General features: G+C 62.2%; 17 protein-coding genes and 1 pseudogene. 15 read left to right on the top strand and 3 right to left on the bottom strand.

Annotation, left to right across the window (positions count from 1 at the left end; genetic code table 11):
• Positions 1-9: 9 nt before the first annotated feature.
• Entirely contained in the window at positions 10-1,596 is a 1,587-nt protein-coding gene (gene mdlC, locus NVV94_RS12535) for a benzoylformate decarboxylase (protein WP_258447437.1), read from the bottom strand.
• Between the two features lie 111 nt (positions 1,597-1,707).
• Between mdlC and NVV94_RS12530 the strand changes: the two genes are divergently transcribed.
• A complete protein-coding gene (locus NVV94_RS12530; protein ID WP_258447436.1) occupies positions 1,708-2,598 on the top strand; it encodes a LysR family transcriptional regulator in 891 nt (296 codons plus the stop codon).
• Positions 2,599-2,721: 123 nt separating this feature from the next.
• On the opposite strand, the gene NVV94_RS12525 is transcribed toward NVV94_RS12530, so the two are convergent.
• A complete protein-coding gene (locus tag NVV94_RS12525) occupies positions 2,722-3,045 on the bottom strand; it encodes a DUF3077 domain-containing protein (protein WP_258447435.1) in 324 nt (107 codons plus the stop codon).
• A 598-nt stretch (positions 3,046-3,643) separates the two neighbouring features.
• On the opposite strand from NVV94_RS12525, the gene NVV94_RS12520 reads away from it, so the two are divergent.
• The 3 genes from NVV94_RS12520 (at position 3,644) to NVV94_RS12510 (ending at position 5,463) form a co-directional block, all read left to right on the top strand.
• Positions 3,644-4,531: a LysR family transcriptional regulator gene (locus NVV94_RS12520; RefSeq protein ID WP_258447434.1), complete on the top strand. Its 888-nt coding sequence runs from the start codon at positions 3,644-3,646 to the stop codon at positions 4,529-4,531.
• A 117-nt stretch (positions 4,532-4,648) separates the two neighbouring features.
• Entirely contained in the window at positions 4,649-4,834 is a 186-nt protein-coding gene (locus NVV94_RS12515; RefSeq protein WP_258447433.1) for a KGG domain-containing protein, read from the top strand.
• A 71-nt stretch (positions 4,835-4,905) separates the two neighbouring features.
• Positions 4,906-5,463 carry an ATP-dependent Clp protease proteolytic subunit gene (locus tag NVV94_RS12510; RefSeq protein ID WP_258447432.1) on the top strand — a complete coding sequence of 186 codons (558 nt, stop codon included), beginning with the start codon at positions 4,906-4,908 and terminating at the stop codon, positions 5,461-5,463.
• A gap of 15 nt (positions 5,464-5,478) precedes the next feature.
• On the opposite strand, the gene xerC is transcribed toward NVV94_RS12510, so the two are convergent.
• On the bottom strand, positions 5,479-6,345 hold the full coding sequence (gene xerC / locus NVV94_RS12505; protein WP_258447685.1) for a tyrosine recombinase XerC: 867 nt from the start codon (positions 6,343-6,345) through the stop codon (positions 5,479-5,481).
• 471 nt (positions 6,346-6,816) lie between these two features.
• Between xerC and NVV94_RS12500 the strand changes: the two genes are divergently transcribed.
• From NVV94_RS12500 to NVV94_RS12450, 11 genes and pseudogenes are all read left to right on the top strand, one after another.
• Positions 6,817-8,265, top strand: coding sequence for a DUF1254 domain-containing protein (locus NVV94_RS12500; RefSeq protein WP_258447431.1), 1,449 nt, complete (start codon positions 6,817-6,819; stop codon positions 8,263-8,265).
• A gap of 173 nt (positions 8,266-8,438) precedes the next feature.
• Positions 8,439-9,690, top strand: a pseudogene (locus NVV94_RS12495) (DUF1254 domain-containing protein).
• Positions 9,691-9,762: 72 nt separating this feature from the next.
• A complete protein-coding gene (locus NVV94_RS12490; protein WP_258447430.1) occupies positions 9,763-10,743 on the top strand; it encodes a MoxR family ATPase in 981 nt (326 codons plus the stop codon).
• A gap of 14 nt (positions 10,744-10,757) precedes the next feature.
• On the top strand, positions 10,758-11,708 hold the full coding sequence (locus tag NVV94_RS12485; RefSeq protein WP_258447429.1) for a DUF58 domain-containing protein: 951 nt from the start codon (positions 10,758-10,760) through the stop codon (positions 11,706-11,708).
• Positions 11,705-12,205 carry a DUF4381 domain-containing protein gene (locus tag NVV94_RS12480; protein WP_258447428.1) on the top strand — a complete coding sequence of 167 codons (501 nt, stop codon included), beginning with the start codon at positions 11,705-11,707 and terminating at the stop codon, positions 12,203-12,205. Before NVV94_RS12485 ends, NVV94_RS12480 begins: the two co-directional genes overlap by 4 nt.
• Positions 12,192-13,193, top strand: coding sequence for a VWA domain-containing protein (locus tag NVV94_RS12475; RefSeq protein WP_258447427.1), 1,002 nt, complete (start codon positions 12,192-12,194; stop codon positions 13,191-13,193). The genes NVV94_RS12480 and NVV94_RS12475 overlap by 14 nt, the downstream gene beginning before the upstream one ends.
• Before the next feature lies 1 nt (position 13,194).
• Positions 13,195-14,790: a VWA domain-containing protein gene (locus tag NVV94_RS12470; protein ID WP_258447426.1), complete on the top strand. Its 1,596-nt coding sequence runs from the start codon at positions 13,195-13,197 to the stop codon at positions 14,788-14,790.
• Positions 14,787-16,127 carry a BatD family protein gene (locus NVV94_RS12465; RefSeq protein ID WP_258447425.1) on the top strand — a complete coding sequence of 447 codons (1,341 nt, stop codon included), beginning with the start codon at positions 14,787-14,789 and terminating at the stop codon, positions 16,125-16,127. The genes NVV94_RS12470 and NVV94_RS12465 overlap by 4 nt, the downstream gene beginning before the upstream one ends.
• Positions 16,124-17,128 carry an HAD family phosphatase gene (locus NVV94_RS12460; protein WP_258447424.1) on the top strand — a complete coding sequence of 335 codons (1,005 nt, stop codon included), beginning with the start codon at positions 16,124-16,126 and terminating at the stop codon, positions 17,126-17,128. Before NVV94_RS12465 ends, NVV94_RS12460 begins: the two co-directional genes overlap by 4 nt.
• 141 nt (positions 17,129-17,269) lie before the next feature.
• Entirely contained in the window at positions 17,270-18,853 is a 1,584-nt protein-coding gene (locus NVV94_RS12455; protein ID WP_258447423.1) for an arylsulfatase, read from the top strand.
• An 82-nt stretch (positions 18,854-18,935) separates the two neighbouring features.
• Positions 18,936-21,479, top strand: a complete 2,544-nt coding sequence (locus tag NVV94_RS12450) for a fused MFS/spermidine synthase (protein ID WP_408733469.1) — start codon at positions 18,936-18,938, stop codon at positions 21,477-21,479.
• Positions 21,480-21,510 lie beyond the last annotated feature (31 nt).

Genomic DNA, 21,510 nt, shown 5'->3' with positions numbered 1-21,510 from the left:
CGGCCCCCTTCAAGCGCCCGGCGCCAGTGTCAGAACTTCAATCAGCACCGGCTCATCGAGCGCCAGTGCCTCGCGCAGCGCATCGACCAATTCGCCTTGCGATTCAGCCCGCAACGCGCGCATGCCATAGCCGGTGGCCAACGCGCAGAAATCGATACCGGGCACGTCCAGCCCCGGCACATCCTCTACTCCCAGCACGCCGGCGAACCAGCGCAAGGCACCGTAGGTTCCGTTTTTCATAATCACGAAGATGGCCGGCACGCCGTAATTGGCAGCTGTCCATAGCGCGCTGATGCTGTAGTTGGCCGAGCCATCGCCGATCACCGCGATCACCTGCCGGGCGGGTTCGGCCAATTGCACCCCGACTGCAGCCGGCATCGCGAAACCCAGGCCCCCGGCCGCCGCAAAGTAATAGCTGCCGGGTTGTTCCATGTTCAGGCGTTGCCACAGGGTTGCCGTGGTCGAGGTCGACTCGTTCAGGTAGATGGCATCGCGCGGGGCCATCTCGTTCAAGGTGTCGAAGACGGTTTCCGGAAGCAGCGGGCCCGGGCCCTGGCGCACGCTCGCAGGCGCCGGCAAGCGCGCAGGCATCGGCCGGTCGAGCGGTTCCAGACGTTCGGCCAGCGCCTGCAGCGTCAGGCCAATGTCGGCCACGATCGCATCGCCCATCGGCGCACGGGCAGCTTCCTGGACATCGCAGGTCACTGCGATCAGGTGGGCGCCGGCAGGCAGGTAATCACCCGGGTCGTATTGGTGATATCGGAATACCGGGGCGCCGAACACCAGGATCAGGTCATGCCCTTCGAGCAGCCGGGAAATCGTCGCGATGCCAGCCGGCAGCAAGCCGCGAAAGCACGCATGAGTGGTCGGGAACGGGCAACGCGGCGCCGATGGCGCCACCCACACCGGGGCCTTGAGACGCTCGGCCAGGGTGACGGCATGTTGATTGGCCTTCACCGCATCGACATCCGGCCCGAGCACGATCACTGGGTTGCGCGCCGAAACCAGGCGATCGAGCAACGCCTGCAGGCATGCTTCGCCAGGCAACCCGGCGCTCTCGACCTTGCGCTCGAACAGATAGGCCGACTGCGGGTCAGCCAGGGCGGACCAGTCGTTGTAAGGCACGGATAGATAGACCGGCCCTGGCGCGGGCATCGACGCCATATGAATCGCCCGGCTCATGGCTTGCGGCACTTCCTGGGCGCTGGCCGGCTCATAGCTCCATTTGACCAGGGGGCGCGGCAGGCTGACGGCATCGACGTTGGTCAACAAGGCTTCCACGCCAATCATGGCCCTGGTCTGTTGACCAGCCGTCACGATCAGCGGCGTATGCGAGTTCCAGGCGTTGGCCAGTGCCCCCATCGCATTGCCGGTGCCGGCAGCGGAATGCAGATTGACCAGCGATGGTTTACCACGGGCTTGTGCAAAGCCATCGGCCATACCGACGACAACCCCCTCGTGCAACCCGAGGATGTAGCTGAAGTCCGACGGGAAGTCCTGCAAGAAAGGCAGTTCATTGGAGCCCGGGTTGCCAAAAATGGTGGTAATGCCCTGGCGCCGCAGGAGCTCGTAGGTGAGGGAATGCACGGTAGTCATGGTGGTCGCTCAACGTTTTTAATCGATGCAAGCACCATAAGTTTTGAATTAACATAGATCAAATAGATACTTTTTTGTTCTTGAAATAGACACTATCTATATAGGTGAACCATGGTCGATCTGAACCTCATCCGCGTTTTTGTCACCATCTTTGAAACCCGAAGCGTGAGCGGTGCGGCAGAACGTCTGCACATCACCCAACCCTCGGTCAGCTACGCCCTCTCCCGCCTGCGTCAGCTATTGGGCGATACGCTGTTCAAGCGCAATCGCGACGGCATGCAGCCTACTTTCCTCGCTACCCAGCTCTACACGGTGTTCCGTTTTTCGCTCTCTGAAATCGAGCGAGCCATTGCCCACACAAGCCAGTTCGACCCGCTGCAATCGACCCGCTGCTTTCGCCTGGCGCTATCAGACCTTGGCGAAATCTACTTGCTGCCGTATATCCTGAAGCTCATGCAGAAAGTGGCGCCCCAAGTGGAGCTGGAGGTAATCCAGGTCGAGGTCGCTCGGCTCGATGAATGGCTCAATACCGGCAAGATCGACGCCGCCATCTGCAACCGCAGCTATATCCCGGTGCAGGCCCAGAGCGATCTGATTTTCAATGAGCACTATGTCTGCCTGGTCAGAGAGGATCATCCACGCATTGGCGAACACCTCACGCTCGAGCAATACATGGGTGAAAAGCACGTAGTAGTGTCCGCCGCCACCGGCCACCATTTCGTGGAAGATCGCCTGCATGAGGCCGGACTCGAACGCAAGATAAGCCTGCGGGTTCCGCACTTCAGCGTGCTGCCCGGCGTCGTTTCCAACTCCGATCTGCTGGTGACTCTGCCCTCACGTACTGCGCAGCTGTTCGCCAGCAATAGCTGCACGCGTGTAGTGGAGTTGCCATTCAACGTACCGGAGATCGAGGTGAGCCTGTACTGGCAGGAGCATGGCGGCGACAGCACGGCGCAACGCTGGTTTTGCAGCACGCTGAAGGCCGCGTTGGCAGGACTCTAGTCACAGGCTTCCCTCATTCCTGCGTTCTGGTGGGAAGCCTGACACTCCAGCGTCACGACGCGGAGCGTCTGCGCAGGCATTCCCGCGCAGAGTGGAACGAGGGTATTGCGGGTTCGGCTTTGGTTATTGTGGTTGGATGTGGGTAGCCGTATCCAGATGACGGGCTTCTATGCCATCGAGCACCGCATCGATCAGCGCCTTGGCGATCTGTACCGAATGCTGGGTGGCCCAGGCAAAGCCCCGGCCCGGTTCGGCGGTGTACTCCATGGCTTGCTGACCGTTGTCGCTGGCGCATCTGAGATAGAGCGCGGCATGCACCAGGGCATCTTCGGCGCTGATGCCGGGGCGGACGGTGAACAGTGGGGCATGGCCATCGCAGGCGCCGATGGAGGTTTCGGCGGTTTCACGAAAGTAGAAGGCGGGTGGATCGGGGACGATCTTTTTCATGGTAAATATCCAAATTTAGTTGGAGCTTCCACGAATTCGTCGCCAAACAAATAGGTGGCAGCTATACGCGGGTTGGCGAACCGGTAAATTAGGCAAAACCCGGCAGGGCCGAAGCCCTCCCGCGCACAGCTGCCATGACAGACGACGCCGACGTATTACCGCCAGCTACTGCAATGGAGGTTTGAATAATTTAACCCGGGTCGCCAAACCCGATCACCGAACATTCAGTGGCCGGGCGAGACTAGTGCGAAGACCTTCCCCGGGGCAAGTTACTGAAGGACAACAGAAATCGTAGGGTAATTCCTAGGACCTTGATCCTGCCAGGGTTTAAACCTGCAGAAACATTTGTGTGAGCCTTGAAGGCCTCATCGCTGGCAAGCCAGCTCCCACAATGATCGGTGGCACTCTCTCTACCTGTGGGAGCTGGCTTGCCAGCGAAGGGCTGCAAAGCAGCCCCCAGGACTCAATACCCACAAGGTTCTTTAGCGACCCCACTCAATTCCGCCCTCCCGTTTTCAACGGTTGCGCTTTAGAATCACCCACAAGATATACCCCCAAGGTATCCAAACAATCAGCCCACCCGCCAAGGAGTGACCCCATGGAGCTTCGTCATCTGCGCTATTTCCAGGTGCTTGGGGAAACCCTCAACTTCACCCGCGCAGCCGAGCGCCTGCACATTGCCCAGCCGCCCCTGAGCCGGCAGATCCAGCAACTGGAAGACGAATTGGGGGTGATGCTGCTCGAGCGGGGCCGGCCATTGCGACTGACCGAGGCCGGGCGGTTCTTTTATGAACACTCCAGCGCCTTGCTCGAACAACTGGGCAAGGTCTGCGACAACACCCGGCGTATCGGCCTGGGCGAAAAAACCTGGCTGGGCATCGGCTTTGCACCCTCGACACTGTATGGCGTGCTACCCGAACTGATCCGCCGCCTGCGCAGTGGCGACACGCTGGAGCTGGAACTCGGCCTGTCGGAAATGACCACGCTGCAACAGGTTCAGGCGCTCAAGGCCGGGCGAATAGATATCGGCTTCGGTCGCATCCGCATCGATGACCCGGCCATTGAACAGCGCGTGCTGACCGAGGACCGGCTGGTCGCCGCCCTGCCCGCCGGCCATCCCTTGCTGGCAGGCCCTGTCAGCCTCAAGGACCTGGCCAGCGAACCCTTCGTGCTCTACCCCGGCAACCCCCGCCCCAGCTATGCCGACCATGTGATCGCGTTGTTCGATGCCCATGGCATGGCCATCAAGGTCGCCCAGTGGACCAACGAACTTCAGACGGCAATCGGCCTGGTGGCAGCCGGTATCGGCGTCACCCTGGTGCCGGCCTCGGTACAGGTGCTGCACCGTGCCGACATCGGCTACACCCCCCTGCTCGATGCCAATGCCACTTCACCAATCATTCTCAGCCGACGCATTGGCGATATGTCGCCGGGGCTGGTCCACTGCTTGCGGATAATGGATGGGCTGCTCGGGCTGGAGGAATAATAGTTCTACCATTCGTCATTGTTTAACAAGATAGACTAAACTTTAAATCCTACTTCATTTCCCATGCAGTGTGAGGGGCAAGATCCTCGCGCACTCATATGAAAGAGGAAAAGCATCATGGCTAAAACAAGCAAGTCGAACCCAGCAAACCTCTCCAAAGATCGCGAAAAAGCCTCCGAAGCCGGCAAGAAAGGTGGACAGGCTTCCGGATCAACCGGTGGCGGAAAAATGACCGAGGACCGCACCAAGGCCCCCGACACCAAAAAAGGTGGCCAGACTCCACAAGGGGGCGGCCGCAAATAGTGATAGTTGACCAGGGGCCGGTCACGAGCCAAGCTTGTGTACCGGCCTTTTTTGCGACAGGGAAATTCGCAGTGACTCAACACATCGTGCATTTTCACTGTCAGATCGACCAGGGCACTCACGAGCGTTTCCGTGACCGTTGCCTCGAAGCTCTTGACCAGGGGGCCACCTCGCTTTGGCTCAACCTCTCGACCACGGGCGGCAGCACCAACTTCGGCTTTACCATGTACAGCTTTCTCAAGTCGTTGCCGGTACCGCTGGTGGCCATCAACGCCGGCAATATCGAATCGATGGGCATCGTTGTCTTTCTCGCGGCAGCCGAACGCATCGCCACCCCCCATTCGCGGTTTCTGATCCACCCGATGAACTGGTATTTCAGCCAAAGTTCGGTGGAGCATTCGCGCTTGCGGGAATACTTCTTCAGCCTCAACAACGACCTGCAACGCTATGCCGAAATCTTCCAGGTGGAGACCGAGGATGCCAAGGAGCAGCTCGATATCTTCAAGTGCCTCTCGGCGGAAGAAAAAGTGATCACGGCCAAGGACTCGTTGACCTACGGCCTGGCCCATCGCATGGAGCAGGTCACCTTTCCGATAGGTGCGGTGCACTGGAAAGTCAGCGCCGAATAGCGGTTGCGCAGAGCGTCAATAGTCGTAGCGATCCACCGCCCGTCGCCGCTCGTTGTCATCGCGCATGTCATAGTTGGCAGTGGTCTGGATGTTGGTGTGATGCGCCAGTTTTTGCGCAATCGACAGGTCGTGCTCTTCGATGACCCGAGTGATGAAGGAGCGTCGGAAATCGTGCGGCATGATCTTCACGCCAACCTGGTGCCCGCGCTGGCGAGCAATGTAGTAGATCGCATGCTTGGTGATGCGCTCGCGGGTGATGTGGCTGCCGCGTCGAATGCGGTTGAACAGGAAGGGATCGTCGGCCTGCCCTTCGGGCAATTGCGAACGCCGGAAATCCAGCCAGGCGTTGAGTTTGTCGAAGGCCCAGGCGGGCGCATACTTGATCAGTTGCTTGTTGCCCTTGCCCAGCACTTGCAGGCTGCGTTCGGCAAAGTCGACCTGAGCCAGTTCAAGGTTGACCGACTCGGACTTGCGCATGCCCGAGCCATACAGAATCGCGATCACGGCGGCGTCGCGCAGGCCCTGCGGCCGCGGATCGGCCGCGCAGGCATCCATCAGCTCGCGGATCAGGCTGCGCTTGAGGTTGCGCCCGCTGCCCAGACGGGTTCCTTGCGCCGGTTTGACCGAGCGCATCTTCAACAGATGATCCTGGTCGATCAGGCTCAAACGCCAGGCTTCGTTCATCACCCCGCGCAAGGCGTTGACATACAAGGACGAGGTATTGGGCGCATAGCCGTCTTCGCGCAAAGCCGCCACCAGCGCCGTGACATGGCCCGTTTGCAGCTGGTGCCAGGGCACCTCGCGAATGTCGGTATCTTCGAACCCCAGGCGGTCGGCAGCATCCTGCAGCACATATTTCAAGGTCAACTGGCTGGAGGGCATCAAACGCGCCAGGTACTGGACCAGCGGGTTTTGCAGGTCCGGGAGCGCGTTGGAGGGGGCGACTGCTTGGGGGGAATCTGACAAACCTGAATCCTGTATCGGGTGAGTTTTCGAGGGCGTTACGGCCGCTGCGCGCCCGAGCGCAGCCTTCGGCAGCGGCTACAAAGGTTCGCCTGACACGGTCCATGTAGCCGCTGCCGAAGGCTGCGCTCGGCCGCGACGGATATATTGACTGTATAACTTTGATTAATAAGCACATTGATCGCTGCAAAACCATCTTAACAGACGGAGACCATTCCGCCGTGCGGATGCTTCGCTTCAGTCCTCCCCAACCCACTCCACTCCTGCGTACCTACATCCCAATCGCGCCTTAAGTCATTGAAAGATTTACGCAACAAACTGGCGATTTCACCTGTTGCTGCTAGCTTTCCCTAGGACATGTCGGACGCTTTCAGGATTTAAGGACCAAGCATGAAAAAAGCAGTCAACGGCATCTGCATCGGTCTGCTGGCCCTGAGTATCGGCAGCATTCATGCTCAAGACCTCGATACCCGCATCGGCAAACTGGCAATGGACGGCCAACTGCCAACTCGCGAAACCATCGCCACGCTTTACCAGGAGCTGGACTACCAGCAGGCGACCCAGGCTTATCTGTGGGCCCTGCCGCTGGTGTCTTCGGCGCAATGGCAAAAGGAGTTCCACGACAAGCTCGATGCCCGCAATGGCGACCTGATGGTCCTCAAGACCTACGAGGACAAGCTCGGCGTGATCACCGCCAATGCCACGACGCCTTATATCATCGGCTTCGTCGACCTCAGCGAGACCGGCCCCATGGTTGTCGAGCTACCTGAGGGCCCTACGGCCGGTGGCGTGGGCGACGTCTGGCAGCGTGCGATCATCGACATGGGCCAGACCGGGCCGGACAAAGGCCAGGGTGGCAAGTACCTGATTCTGCCGCCCGGCGCAAAACCCCCGGCCGATGCGGGCAAATATTATCTGGCCAAGTCCAAAAGCATGAATGTGCTGGTGGGCTTTCGTGTGCTCGACCCGGACCCGGCCAAGGGCCAGGCGCTGGTCGAACAGTTGCGCATGTACCCCTATGAACAGCGCGAGCATCCGGACAAGACTCGCCTGCTTTCCCCCAACGGTCGTGCCTGGTCGGGCACCCAGCCACGAGGCATGGAATATTGGCAGCGCCTGCACGAAATCATTGAACATGAGCCGGTCAATGAGCGCGATCGGTTCTACATGGCCATGCTCGCCAGCCTTGGCATCGAGAAAGGCCAGCCATTCACGCCCAGCGAACACCAGCGCAAGGCCCTGGAGCAAGGCGCCCAGATGGGTGAACTGATTGCCAAGGCCAATGCCTTCGCCAAACGCTTCCCCAAGAGCCAGTACTGGCCCGATCGGAAATGGGACACCGTGCTCAACATCGACGAACCGTCCCAGCGCACCGCCAATTACGATCAGCTCTGGGAACGGACGGCCTGGTTCTATGAAGCCGTGACCAACACCAAGGGCATGGTCTCGAAGACCCCGGGGCTTGGCCAGACCTACCTGGGCGCCTATACCGACCAGGCGGGCAATTGGCTCGATGGCGGCAAGACCTATCGGCTGCATCTGGCCAGCGAGCCACCGGCCAGGCAGTTCTGGTCGATGACCGTCTATGACATCGACACCCGCTGCCTGATCGACAATCCCCAGCGCAAGGCCGACCTCTCTTCACGCCAGGACCTGAAGAAAAACGCCGACGGTTCGATCGACCTCTACTTTGCTCCAACAGCGCCCCAAGGCTTTGAAAGCAACTGGGTCCAGACCATCCCTGGCAAGCAGTGGTTCAGCTATTTCCGCTTGTACGCACCGACCGAAGCCTATTTCGACAAGAGCTGGAAGCTCGACGACATCACGCAGGTTAAATAGACAACAGCCTTCGGGGGAGGAAAAGCATGGCGGCAATCGGACATGCCTATTGGCTGACGGGCGCACTTTCGCTGCTGCTCGCCGGCAACGCGTGGGCTGAATTCACGGCAACGCCGGCCCAGGCCCAGGCCATCGCAAAGGAGAGTTACCTGTACGGTTTTCCGGTCGTTGAAATGTACAAGACGCTGTACAGCCAGGCCGTCGACAAGGAAAGCCCGGACTACAAGGCGCCCTTCAACCAGATCGGTCACAGTGCCAAAGTCTTCAGCCCGAAGGACACGGCCTTTATCACGCCCAATTCAGACACACCCTACTCGTTCGTCTGGATGGACCTGCGTGCCGAACCGCTGGTGCTGACCCTGCCAGCCATCAAAGCGGGCCGCTATTACTCCACGCAACTGATCGACCTCTATACCCAGAATTTCGCCTACCTTGGCACCCGCACCACTGGTAACAAGGGTGGCCACTTCCTGATTGCCGGCCCCGGCTGGAAGGGGCAGGCGCCGGCCGGTATCGACAAGGTGATCAGCAGCGAAAGCAACATCGTCTATGGGCTTTACCGCACGCAGCTGTTCGATGAACAGGACCTGGTCAAGGTTCGGCAAATCCAGCAAGGCTATGAAGTCAAGACGCTCGGCGGCTTTCTTGGCAAGAAGGCAGCCGCCGCAGCCCCGCCCGTGACCTGGCCCAGGCCGCAACCGGGCATGACCGACAGCCCGGCGCTGTTTGGCTACCTCAACTTCATGCTGGCCTTCGCCGCGCCCGCCCCCAGCGAGACCGAGCTGCGTCAGCGCCTGGCAACGATCGGGGTCGGCCCGGGCCTGACATTCGATGAACAGACCCTGACGTCGGCCCAGCTCAAGGCGCTGCAAGCCGGCATCGCCGATGGCAAGGCCGAGTTCGCCGCGTTCAAGAAAGACAAGGTCGATACCCATGCCGTGACCAGCGGCGATCTGTTCGGCAGCCGCGAGCACCTGAAGAACAATTACCTGTATCGCTATGCCGGCGCCAACATGGGCATCTTTGGCAACTCTGCCGAAGAAGCCAGCTACATGGGCTATTTCGTCGACAAGACGGGCAAGCCGCTCAACGGCGCCAAGCAGCGCTACGTGTTGCACTTCGACAAAGGCCGGTTGCCGCCTGCCAGGGCGTTCTGGTCGCTGACAATGTATGACGGCAAGACCAAGCTGCTGGTCGCTCAATCGCTACCTGATCAACTCGCGCATGCTCGGCAACCTCAAGACCGACGCCGATGGCGGGATCACCCTGTACCTGAGCCACAAATCCCCCGGCAAGAGCAAGGAAAGCAATTGGCTGCCCGCACCCAACGGTCCCTTTTATGGCGTGCTGCGCATGTATATGCCAGGCCCGGAAGTCGTCGAAGGTCAATGGCAGTTGCCAATGCTGACGCCAGCTGCACTTTAGGACAGGACCGCCTATGGCTTGCACCGAAAGGGTGTCACCACGCAAGCATTCGCTGCAACGAGGATTGCTGATATGAGTACCCGCGACGACATCAACGCCTTGCAGGCCAGCATTGCCGAATCCGTACTCGGTCAGGAGGCGGTGATCCGCCAGGTCATGCTGGGCCTTTTGGCTAACGGCCATCTGTTGCTCGAAAGCCTCCCGGGGCTGGCCAAGACCCGCACGGTCAAAGCCCTGGCCAAGCACCTGGACGCACAGATGAGCCGCATCCAGTTCACCCCGGACTTGCTGCCCTCGGACATCACCGGCGCCGAGGTGCTGCACCAGGCCGACGGGCAGAACGTGATCCGCTTCCAGCCAGGGCCGTTGTTCGGCAACCTGATTCTGGCCGATGAGATCAACCGGGCGCCGGCCAAGGTTCAGGCCGCCCTGCTCGAGGCCATGGAAGAACGGCAAATCACCGTGGCCGGCACCAGCCACAAGATGCCCAAGCTGTTTATCGTGCTGGCCACCCAGAACCCGATCGAGCAGGAAGGCACCTACCCGCTGCCCGAGGCGCAGATGGACCGCTTCCTGATGAAGGTACTGCTCGACTATCCGCTGCCGGCCGACGAGAGCCAGGTGCTGCGCCTGTTGCGCAATGAAGAACAGGCCGTCGCCGGCAGCGAACCGCCCACGCCGCCTTACACCCTGGCGCAGAACGTGATTTTCGCCGCGCGCAAGGAAGTCAGTGCGGTCCATGTGTCGGCGGCCATCGATCAGTACCTGATCGACCTGATCAACGCGACTCGCCACCCGGTCGATTACGACCCGGACCTGGCCCGCTGGATTGCCATCGGTGCCAGCCCGCGCGGCGGCATCGGCCTGGACCGCGCAGCCCGGGCTCACGCGTGGCTGGCCGGGGCTGACTTCGTCTCGCCGGATGACGTTCGCGCCGTGGTGCATCCGGTGCTGCGCCATCGCCTCAAGCTCAGCTATGACGCAATGGCCGACGGGGTCGGTGCCGACCAGGTACTCGATCGCCTGCTCGACAAGGTAGCCATCCCGGCCTGAGGAGCACCCTCTGCATGCAGTCGCAACAGCGTGAAACCGATGGCTTCGTCTACGTCTCGATGGCGCAGTTGATGGCGTTGGAGTTCAAGGTCCGCGGCCTGAGTTTCCTCGCCCGCCAGCCGCGCGCGAGCATCCTCGCTGGCGCCCATGCCTCGCGCCTGCGCGGCCGCGGCCTGAATTTCGAAGAGCTGCGGCGCTACCAGCCCGGCGACGACTTGCGCCACCTCGACTGGCGCGCATCGCTGCGCATGGGCAAGCCCTTTGTGCGCACCTATACCGAAGAGCGCGATCGCCCGGCGCTGATCGTGGTCGACCAGCGCATGTCGATGTTCTTCGGCTCCACGCGCAGCTTCAAATCGGCGATTGCAGCCGAACTCGGCGCGCTGGCGGCCTGGATGGTGTATCAGGCCGGTGACCGGGTGGGTGGCCTGGTGTTCAACGACAGCAAGATCGCAAGCCTCTCGCCCTTGCGCAGCCGTACGCGCATCGAGGCCTTCTGCGTCGAGCTGACACGGCAGAACCACGCGCTGGCCGCAGACAACCCCGATGCCGAGCACGAGGAGCAGCTCGATGGGGTCTTGCGCAAGTGCCTGGCCCTGGCGCCCCATGATCACCTCATCTGCCTGATCAGCGATTTTGCCGGCACCACGGCCAGAACGACGCAACTGCTTCGCCAGTTGTCGGCCCACAACGACGTGATCGCCTTGCAGGTTTACGACCCGCTGGCCCTGGCCCTGCCCGAGCGAGGTCGGCAGCTGATCACCCAGGGGCAATTGCAGGTCGAACTGGAGATCGACCGGCACCAGGTGCGCAAGCCGCTGGGTGACTATCTCAGCGGCAGGCTCAAGGATGTCGCCAGCCTGCTGCGCAGCAGCCAGGTACCCTTGATGATGATCAGCACCGGCCAGCCGGCGCTCGAACAAGTGCGCAATGAACTGGGCCGGCTCTCGGGGGTTGCGCGATGAGCGACAAGGCCCCGACCATCGATCAGTTGCAGGAACTGGCCCTGCCGCCAGCGATCAGCTACACGCCGCAGACCTGGGGCTGGTGGCTGTTGTTGGCAGTGGTCCTGCTGGGGGCCCTGTGGTGGGGGGTACGCTATTACCGGCAATGGCAGCGTGACCGCTACCGCCGTGAAGGGCTTGAACAACTCGAGGGCCTGCTGGGCCTGCTCGGTGACCATTCGCAGCAGATTGTCGCGTTGCGCCAATTGCCTGAATTGCTCAAGCGCGTTGCCCTGTCGATGCCGGACCGGCCTGCGGTGGGCAACCTCGGCGGGGCCCAATGGCAGGCGTTTCTCGAACGCACCAGCCGTGAACCGCTGCCGCCGGATTTTTCCCGGCAACTGGCCCATCTGGCCTATGCACCGGAGCATCAACTGCTAGAGCTGGCCCCAGAGCAGGGTCAGCGCTTGCTGGCCCTGAGCATGCGCTGGGTGGAGACGCACCATGTGGCAGCTTGACTACCCCTGGTTACTGCTCTTGCTGCCGCTGCCCTGGTTCGGCTACCGCTACCTGCCCGCCTACCAGCAGGCACGTTCTGCCGTGCGAGTCCCCTTCTTCGCGGCCATGAGTCGCGCGGTGGGCCAGGAACCCCGCACGCCGGGTATCCGTTCCAGTCGCTGGCAGCTGCTGCTCAACCTGTTGGTCTGGGTGCTGCTGTGCGTGGCAGTGGCGCGTCCGGTGCGGGTCGAACCGCCCATCGAGAAGCAACAGCCGGTGCGTGACCTGATGCTTGCCATCGATATTTCCCAATCCATGGAAACCACTGATTTCACCAATGCTGCCGGGCAACGGATCAACCGTCTGGACGCGGTCAAGGATGTGGTGCGCGGCTTCATCGAACGGCGCAAGGACGACCGCCTGGGCCTGATCGTGTTCGGTAGCGGCGCCTATCCGCAGGCACCGCTTACCCTCGACCACGCCAGCGTGAGGATTCTGCTGGATGAAACCGGCATCGGCATGGCCGGGCCCAACACCGCCATTGGCGATGCCATCGGCCTGGCCCTGAAGCTGTTCGCCAAGGCCGACGAACAAAACAAAGTGCTGATCCTGCTCACCGACGGCAACGACACCGCCAGCGCGATTACCCCCGAACATGCGGCATCGATGGCGGCGGCCAAGGGGATCGTCATCCATGCCATCGGCATTGGCGACCCCACGGCCAGCGGCGAAGAGCGAGTCAACCTGCAGGCCCTGCAACAGATCGCCGAGGTCACCGGTGGCCAGTTCTTCCGGGCCGAAGACCGTACTCAGCTCGACCAGGTCTACGCCAGCCTCGACCGGCTCACCCCGCATCAGGTCAAGACCCTCAGCCATCAGCCCAAACTGGACCTGTTCTGGTGGCCGCTGGGCCTGGCCATGGGCGTGTTGCTGCTGGGGCACTTGATCGCCATGCTGGCGGCACGCCTCAGGCCCGGGGCACGGGCAGACACGATGGCGGAGGGTTGAAATGGATATCGACCTCTCTGCCCTGCACTTTCTGCGCCCCCTGTTCCTGCTGCTGATCCCCCTGGGCGTGCTGTTGCCGCTGTGGCGCCGCCACCAGATCAGGCAACGACGCTTGCAGGGCAGCATCGCCGCGCATCTGCTCAAGCATCTGCTGATCACGCCAACGACCCGCCAGCGCCTGCAACCGGTTCATCTGCTCAGTGCCTTGCTGATACTTGGCGCTCTGGCGGCAGCCGGCCCGACCTGGGAACAGGACCGTCCGCCGTTCCTGGAGAACCAGGCGGTACTGCTGCTGGCCCTGGACCTTTCGCCGTCAATGGACGCCAGCGATGTAGCGCCCAGCCGCCTTGAAGCCGCCAAACATAAAATGCATGACCTGATCGCACGCCAGCACGGCTTGCGCATCGGTCTGCTGGCCTATGCCGGCAGCGCCCACCTGGTGCTGCCGCCCAGCGACGATTTGGCCTTGCTCGACAGTTTCCTGCAGGCCCTGGCCACGCCACTGATAGAGCGGCCCGGCAAGGATGCCCTCGGAGTGATCGAGCAGGCCAGGCGACTGCTGGCCGCCGAACAGGTGCCGGGCACAGTGGTACTGATGACCGATGGTGCCGATGCCAGCCAGTTTGCGGCGCTGGAAAAGAGCCTCGAAGGGACACCGCTGCAAGTGCTGATCCTGGCAGTGGGCAGCAGCGACGGTGGCGTGCTGCGCAATGCCGATGGCCAACCGCGCACCGACAGTGATGGCCGCGCGCAAGTCGGCCGCTTCGATCAGGCCGGCCTGCAGCAACTGGCCAAGGCCCTCGATGCGCCGCTGGGCAGCCTGACCCTTGATGATGACGACCTGGACTGGATTGAATTGCATGCACAACGTCACTTTCAGGCCGCCAGCGCCGATGCCCGGCAGATTCATTGGAAGGATGCCGGCTACTGGCTGACCTGGCCGCTGGCGGTGCTGGCCTTGCTGTGCATTCGCCGTGGCTGGAATCTGAACTGGGCCGGCGCCGTCCTGCTGGCCGTTGGCTGCCTGCTCAACCCCGCCCCGGCCCGGGCCGGGGCCTTGGCCGATGCCTTCATGACCGCCGATCAGCAAGGCCGGTGGGCATTCGACCACCATCACTACGGCAAGGCCTCGACGCTGTTCGAGGATCCCTACTGGCAAGGCCTGGCCGCCTATCGCGCTGCCGACTACGACCGGGCCCTGGGTAGCTTCGCCCGGCTGGACAGCCCCCAGGCGTATTTCTACCAGGGCAACATCCATACCCGCCAGTTCCACTTCGACCAGGCCATTGCCGCCTATGAGCATGCCCTGAAACTGCAACCACAATTCCCCGAGGCGACGGCCAACCTGGCGCTGGCCAGAGCCTTGCAGAAAGACTACGACGACGCCGCCGAAAAGGCCCCGCAGACAGAACCCGACCAGGTCAAGTTCGACAAGCCCAAGGACAAGGGCGATAGCCGCCAGATAGAAACGCAGCAGGCCAGCTCCGATGAGCTGTGGCTGCAGAACCTCACCACTTCGCCGGCCACCTTCCTCAAGCAGAAATTCAGCCTGCAGGATGCCGAGCATCAGGCGCCCCCCGCCGGAGCCCGGCCATGAGAGGTCTGTTCGCGTTGCTCTGCGCCCTCCTGGCCTTGCCGGTGCTGGCTGACGAACCGCAGGTGCTGGTGGAGACCAGCCTGCAACCGACAGCCAGCGTCGTGGTCGGTGGCACCGTGCAGTTGCAGGTCGATGTGCTGGTCGATACCTGGTTCACCCAGGCGCCACGGCTGCCGAACCTGAGCCTGCCTGGCGCGGTGGTGATGCCGCCCACCAGCGAAGCACGCAATCTCACCGTAACGCGATTGGGCAAAACCTTTTTCGGCTTGCGCTACAGCTACCTGATCACCCCGCAACAGGCGCAGAGCTTCAGCATTCCGGCCCTGACGATCCAGGTCAGCCCCGGCCAGGCCAGTGCACCGACAACCGTGCAAAGCGCGCCGCAAACCTTCAGCGCCAGGCAGCCCGAAGGCTTCGCCCCCGGTGAGGCGGTGCTGGTGGCCCAGGCCGTGCGCCTGACACAGCAGATCAGCTACTCCAGCCCCTCCTCCACGGTCGGCGATACCGTCACCCGCCAGGTGACCCTCCAGGCCGATGGCGCCCAGAGCATGCTCTTGCCCGAGACTGCATTGGGTGATGTCGCCGGTCTCAGGCGCTATCGGCAAACGCCGAGCATTTCGCCCCTGGGTGACGGCCGCGGTGGTGTCAGTGGCGGCCAGCGAATCGATGGCGCCAGCTACCGAATCGAGCGCGCCGGGCACTTCAGCCTGCCGCCGCTGCAGGTACGCTGGTGGGACAGTTCGGCCAATCAGGTGCGCACCGCCCGCCTGCCTGCGGTCGACTTCGAGGCGACGGCCAACACCACCTATCGGCCACCGTTTTCGATCACTGCGGACTTGCAAGCGCTGGGGCAGCGAACTCGCGTGCACCTGGCCCGACATTGGCTGCTGCTGGCTGGGGTGATGATTGCGCTTTGCCTGCTGGCCTATTGGGGACGCCCTGTCTACCAACGTGCCGCCAATGCCTGGCAGCACCGGCGCACCCTGCGTCGCGAGCGTTGGCTGGCGTCGGCCGAATACGCCTGGCAGCAAATTCCCGGCCAACTCGACGCAAGTCCACCACAGCTCACGGCCCTTTACCTGTGGGCGCGGCGCAAATGGCAGGCGCTCGGATTATTGGAGCTGCCTCTGCCCTCACCCTCGGCCAAACGCCTGCTAGGCTTGTTCAACGCGCTTTTTGGATCCACACCTGCGCAGGATCAGGCGTTGCACCAGTGCAAGCAAGACTTGCCAGCACTGCTTCAAAGTATCGAAAAGAGGCAAGCGCCCGTTGCGCACGCACATGGGCTGCGCCCCCTTAATCCAGGCTCGACGACAACGCTCAAGGACCGACCATGATACAAAAATCTTCCGCCGGCAACTGGCTCTACGGCCTGGCCCTGACCCTGCTGTTGCCCATGCTCGCGCAGGCGGCCGAACCGCTGGAATCCTGGAAGGACGGCTCGTCGAAAGCATCGATCATGGCGTTTGTCGAAGCCGTCACCCGTGATGGCAGCACGGATTTCGTCGCACCCGCCGAGCGCATCGCCGTGTTCGATAACGACGGTACCTTGTGGAGCGAGCAACCGGGTTACTTCCAGGTGCTGTTCGCCTTCGACGAGGTCAGGCGCCTGGCTCCCGAGCACCCCGAATGGAAAGAGCAGCAACCTTTCAAGGCCGTGCTTGAAAACGATCACCAGGCCCTGGCCGCCGCCGGCATGGACGGCTTGATGAAAATCGTCGGCGCGACCCATACCGGCATCACCACAGAAGCCTTCAGCGCCAACGCCAAGGCCTGGCTGGCCAAGGCCCGGCATCCCAAATCCAGCAGGCCCTATACCGAGATGGTCTTCCAGCCAATGCTGGAACTGCTCGACTACCTACGCGCCAACGGCTTCAAGACTTACATCGTTTCAGGGGGCGAAGTCGCCTTTATGCGCACCTTTGCCGAAGAGGTCTACGGCATACCGCCGGAGCAGGTCATCGGCACCACATTCGTGACCCAGTTCCAGCCTGGCGACGGCAACCCCTCCATCCTGCGTACGCCAAGGCTTGCGCACAACGACGATGGCCCGGGCAAACCGCAGAGTATCGATTCGATCATCGGCAGACGCCCCGTGCTGGCCTTCGGCAACTCCGACGGCGACCTGCAGATGCTGCAGTGGACGGCTGCCGGCAAGGGCAAGCGCTTCATGGGCCTGGTCCATCACACCGACAGCAAGCGCGAGTGGGCCTACGACCGGCAATCCAAGATCGGCAAGCTCGACAAGGCGCTGGACGAAGCCAATGCCAAGGGCTGGACGGTGGTCGACATGGCCAGTGAGTGGAGTCGCATCTATCCATTCGATGCCCGCCCCTGATTGATTGATAACAAACCGAAGGTAGTCGAACGTGATGGTTGCCCGGCTCATGGGAATCGGGCGGCTGTGACAACGGAGGTATTCGGAACCAACCGATGGTCGCCTGTAGCGGCCAGAAGTCACAACATGGAGAGCTGTCATATGGTTCGCGCACGCAAGTGGCTACCGCAATTCGCCCTGGTGGCGGCTGCGGCAATGGGGCTTTCGGCTACGGCCGCCGCTGCCAATAAACCGAACATCCTGGTGATTTTCGGCGATGACATTGGCCAGACCAATATCAGTGCCTATTCCATGGGCGTGGTCGGCTACAAGACCCCGAATATCGACCGGATTGCCAAGGAAGGGATGATCTTCACCGACTACTACGCGGAGAACAGTTGCACCGCAGGTCGTTCCAGCTTCATCACCGGCCAGACACCGCTGCGCACCGGTCTGTCCAAGGTCGGCATTCCCGGTGCGCCCGTGGGCTTGCAAAAGCGTGACATCACCATCGCCCAGGCGCTCAAGTCCCAGGGTTACGCCACCGGCCAGTTCGGCAAGAACCACCTCGGTGACCGCGACGAATACCTGCCGACTGCCCACGGTTTCGACGAGTTCTTCGGTAACCTCTACCACCTCAATGCCGAAGAGGAACCCGAACGCCCGTACTGGCCCAAGGATGACCCGGATTTCGTCAAGGCCAACTCGCCACGCGGGGTGATCCACAGCTTCGCCGATGGCAAGATCGAAGATACCGGGGCGCTGAACACCAAGCGCATGGAAACCATCGACGACGAAACTACCGCTGCCGCCCAGGCCTTCATCAAGAAGCAAACCGACGCGGACAAGCCCTTCTTCGTCTGGATGAACACCACGCGCATGCACTTGTTCACTCACGTGCGCGAATCGATGAAAGGCCAGAGCGGCATGCCGGGCAACGAGTATGCCGACGGTATGGTCGAGCATGACGGCGATGTGGGCAAACTGTTGCAAACCCTCGACGACCTGAAAATCGCCGACAACACCATTGTGGTCTACACCACCGACAACGGGCCGAACCAGTTCTCCTGGCCGGACGCGGCGACCACGCCGTTCCGCAACGAGAAGAACTCCAACTGGGAAGGCGCCTACCGGGTGCCGGCGATTGTCCGCTGGCCGGGCAAAATCAAGGCGGGTGAGATTTCCAACGAGATGTTCTCGGGCCTGGACTGGTTCCCGACCCTGCTCGCCGCTGCCGGTGACACCGAGGTGAAAGACAAACTGCTCAAGGGCTGGGCACCGACCTCCGGCGGCAACAACTTCAAGGTTCACCTGGACGGCTACAACCAATTGCCGTACCTGACCGGCCAGCAACCCAAGAGTGCCCGCAACGAGTTCTACTATTTCAACGACGATGGCGTGCTGGTGTCGATGCGTGCCGGCAACTGGAAGGCAGTGTTCTGCGAACAGCGTGCGCCTGGTGGCTTTGTGGTCTGGAGCAACCCGTTCACCTGCCTGCGGGTACCGAAGATCTTCAACCTGCGCATGGACCCTTACGAGCGTGCCGACATCGTCTCTGACCAGTACTACGACTGGCAGACCAAGAACGTCTACCTGGCGGGGGTAGCCACCATGAAGGCCGCCAAATTCCTGGAAACCTTCGTCGAATACCCACCCAGCCAGAAGCCGGCCAGCTTCAGCATCGACCAGGTGCGGGCAGCCGTGGACGCCAGGATCGAAGAGAAGATGAAGGGTCAGAAACAGTAATCGCGTTGACTTGCAGGAGCGGCCTTGGCCGCTCCTGCAATGAGTACATGCACGTTTTCCCCGGTACAAGGACCACCGTTCGATGACCTCCGCCAGCCGTACTTCTTCGCGCCAGAGCACTTCTGCGGCGCAAACGCAGATGCCGACCCGCGCCTTGCCGTGGGCCCCGGCCCTGATGCTGTTCGTGTCGGGTGCTGCGGCGCTGGTCTATCAGGTCCTGTGGATCAAACAGCTTTCGCTGGTTGTGGGCGTCGAGGTGTACGCCATCACCAGTGGCATCAGCGCCTTCTTTGCCGGGCTGGCATTGGGGGGCTGGGTGTTCGGCCGCTTTGCTGACCGCCTGCAACGCCCTGTGCTGCTCTATGCACTGCTCGAATTGGCCGTCGCCGCCCTGGGCATCGCCGCCACCCATGGCCTGGGAATGGCCGCTGGGCCCTTTGCCCGCTTGAGCGACCAAGTCGGTCTGCTGGCCTGGCTGCTACCCTTCCTGCTGGTTGGTGTGCCGGCGTTCATGATGGGCGGAACCTTGCCCGTGCTGATGCGGGCGCTGGCCCCTGCGGCTGACAGCCTGGGTCGCGCGGGCGGTCGTTTGTATGCCGCTAATACCGCCGGGGCCATCGTCGGCACCCTGCTCAGTGCTTTTGTCCTTATCCCGATTCTGGGCGTGAAAGGCTCGGCCTACGCCGCTGCGGCGCTCAACCTGCTGGCGTTGCTCGGCGCATTGGCCTATGCCCGCACGCACGTTGCGGCTGCCGTAGCCACCGCCACCACCCCCGCCAAGCATGCCAGGGATGGCAAACACTCCAACCTGCCATTGCTGCTCTACGCCATCGCCGGTGGCGTGGCCCTGGGTTATGAAGTGGTCTGGACCCAGTCGATCGTGCAGTTCATGAGCACCCGTACCTTTGCCTTTGCCGTGGTGCTGGCAACCTACTTGACCGGCCTGGTGCTGGGCAGTGTCCTGTATGCACGACGCGCCGACCGGATTCGCGACCCATGGGGCGTATTCGGGCTGCTGATCGCTGCGGCCGGGTTGTTGGCGCTACTCGAAATCTCCGTGCTCGGGCGCTGGCTGGTCGTGCTGCAAACCCAGGCCGAGCAAGCCGTGCACCTGCTCGGTGGCGATGGCCTGAGCGGCATGAGCGCACGCTTTGCCGTCGCCGCCCTGTGCATTGTCTTCGTCCCGACGCTATTGCTTGGCGCGGCCTTTCCGCTGGCCCTGCGCCTGAGCGTGGACAGCGGTCATGTCGGGCGCGACGTCGGCGCGGTGGTGGCGCTCAACACCCTGGGCGGCATCCTCGGTGTGCTACTGACAGGGTTTGTCCTGATCCCGCATCTGGGTTTGATCCGCACCCTGGGCGTGCTGGCGCTTCTGGCTGCCGGTATCGGCTTGACGGCGGTATTGCGCGGCAGCCACGTCAAGAAAGACAATCGCCGGGGCGTCATCCTGGTCGCCCTGGCCAGCGTCGCGCTGGTCATCATGGTGCCACCCGAGCGCTTGGCCCAGTTGATGCCCGGCGCGCGCAACGGCAAGCTGGCCTTTTATGAAGAAGGTCGTGGCGGCACCGTTGCCGTGGTGACCCAAGGCAAGCCAGGGCGCACTTTCAATCGGCTTTACATCCAGGGCGTATCGAATACCGGCGACGCCATGCCTTCGCTGCGTTACATGCGCCTGCAGGCCCTGCTGCCGCTGCTGATTCACAATGGCCAGCCGCGCTCGGCACTGGTGATCGGCATGGGTACCGGTATCACCGCTGGCGCCCTGCTGCGTTACCCGGCGCTGGAGCAGCGGGTGGTGGCCGAACTGTTGCCGACAGTGGTCGAGGCGGCCCCGCTGTTCACGGGCAACTACAACGCGCCTGGCGACAACCGGATCGATATTCGCCTGCGCGACGGGCGCCAGGAACTGCTGCGCAGCGAACAAGCCTACGACCTGATCACCCTGGAACCACCACCGCCTTCGGCCAGTGGCGTGGTCAACCTCTACTCCCGCGACTTCTATGCCCTGGCCGCCCGACGCCTGCAGCCACAAGGGATTGTCGCCCAATGGCTGCCCCTGCCGACCCAGAACCTCGAAGACTCACAGGCGCTGGTGCGCAGCTTCCTCGATGTGTTCCCCCACGCCAGCCTCTGGACCACCGAGTTCCACGAGATGCTGTTGGTTGGCTCCCCGGACCCGATCGCGCTGGATGTGGAGCGCATCGGTCAGCGCTTCGAGCAGGACACGGTGCGCAGTGCGCTGGCCGAGGTCGGCATCGTCTCGCCGGCGGCATTGCTCTCGACCTACATCACCGATCGCGCAGGCCTTGAACGCTTTGCCGGCCAGGCATTGGCGGTCACCGACGACCAGCCGCTGATCGAATACGCGCCGTGGGTGCGCAGCAATGAGATCACCCGGGTGCTGCCGGCGCTGTTGGACTTGCGCCGGCAACCGGCGCTGATCAATAGCAACGACGACTTCCAGGCCCGCCTGGACGGCCAGCAGAACCGCCTGACGCACTTCTATCAGGTGGGTTTGCATGCTTACAAGAGAGAGCGTCATGAGTGGGGGGAAGGGTTGCGCGAGGTGATGCGTGAGGATGGTGGCAATCCCTATTACCGGTGGTTTCTGGGGGTTGCACAGTAGAAGGGTTGCACCGTCCCCCTGTGGGAGCGGG

The organism is Pseudomonas sp. LS1212 (assembly GCF_024741815.1).
Classification (GTDB): Bacteria; Pseudomonadota; Gammaproteobacteria; order Pseudomonadales; family Pseudomonadaceae; genus Aquipseudomonas.
Note: the sequence above shows the minus strand (reverse complement) of the source record. Positions and strands in the feature narration are given on the sequence as shown.

Coding starts and splice junctions, on each gene's coding strand:
- mdlC (WP_258447437.1), bottom strand. CDS start 1,596: ATGACTACCGTGCATTCCCTCACCTACGAGCTCCTGCGGCGCCAGGGC.
- NVV94_RS12530 (WP_258447436.1), top strand. CDS start 1,708: ATGGTCGATCTGAACCTCATCCGCGTTTTTGTCACCATCTTTGAAACC.
- NVV94_RS12525 (WP_258447435.1), bottom strand. CDS start 3,045: ATGAAAAAGATCGTCCCCGATCCACCCGCCTTCTACTTTCGTGAAACC.
- NVV94_RS12520 (WP_258447434.1), top strand. CDS start 3,644: ATGGAGCTTCGTCATCTGCGCTATTTCCAGGTGCTTGGGGAAACCCTC.
- NVV94_RS12515 (WP_258447433.1), top strand. CDS start 4,649: ATGGCTAAAACAAGCAAGTCGAACCCAGCAAACCTCTCCAAAGATCGC.
- xerC (WP_258447685.1), bottom strand. CDS start 6,345: ATGCCCTCCAGCCAGTTGACCTTGAAATATGTGCTGCAGGATGCTGCC.
- NVV94_RS12500 (WP_258447431.1), top strand. CDS start 6,817: ATGAAAAAAGCAGTCAACGGCATCTGCATCGGTCTGCTGGCCCTGAGT.
- NVV94_RS12490 (WP_258447430.1), top strand. CDS start 9,763: ATGAGTACCCGCGACGACATCAACGCCTTGCAGGCCAGCATTGCCGAA.
- NVV94_RS12485 (WP_258447429.1), top strand. CDS start 10,758: ATGCAGTCGCAACAGCGTGAAACCGATGGCTTCGTCTACGTCTCGATG.
- NVV94_RS12480 (WP_258447428.1), top strand. CDS start 11,705: ATGAGCGACAAGGCCCCGACCATCGATCAGTTGCAGGAACTGGCCCTG.
- NVV94_RS12475 (WP_258447427.1), top strand. CDS start 12,192: ATGTGGCAGCTTGACTACCCCTGGTTACTGCTCTTGCTGCCGCTGCCC.
- NVV94_RS12470 (WP_258447426.1), top strand. CDS start 13,195: ATGGATATCGACCTCTCTGCCCTGCACTTTCTGCGCCCCCTGTTCCTG.
- NVV94_RS12465 (WP_258447425.1), top strand. CDS start 14,787: ATGAGAGGTCTGTTCGCGTTGCTCTGCGCCCTCCTGGCCTTGCCGGTG.
- NVV94_RS12460 (WP_258447424.1), top strand. CDS start 16,124: ATGATACAAAAATCTTCCGCCGGCAACTGGCTCTACGGCCTGGCCCTG.
- NVV94_RS12455 (WP_258447423.1), top strand. CDS start 17,270: ATGGTTCGCGCACGCAAGTGGCTACCGCAATTCGCCCTGGTGGCGGCT.
- NVV94_RS12450 (WP_408733469.1), top strand. CDS start 18,936: ATGACCTCCGCCAGCCGTACTTCTTCGCGCCAGAGCACTTCTGCGGCG.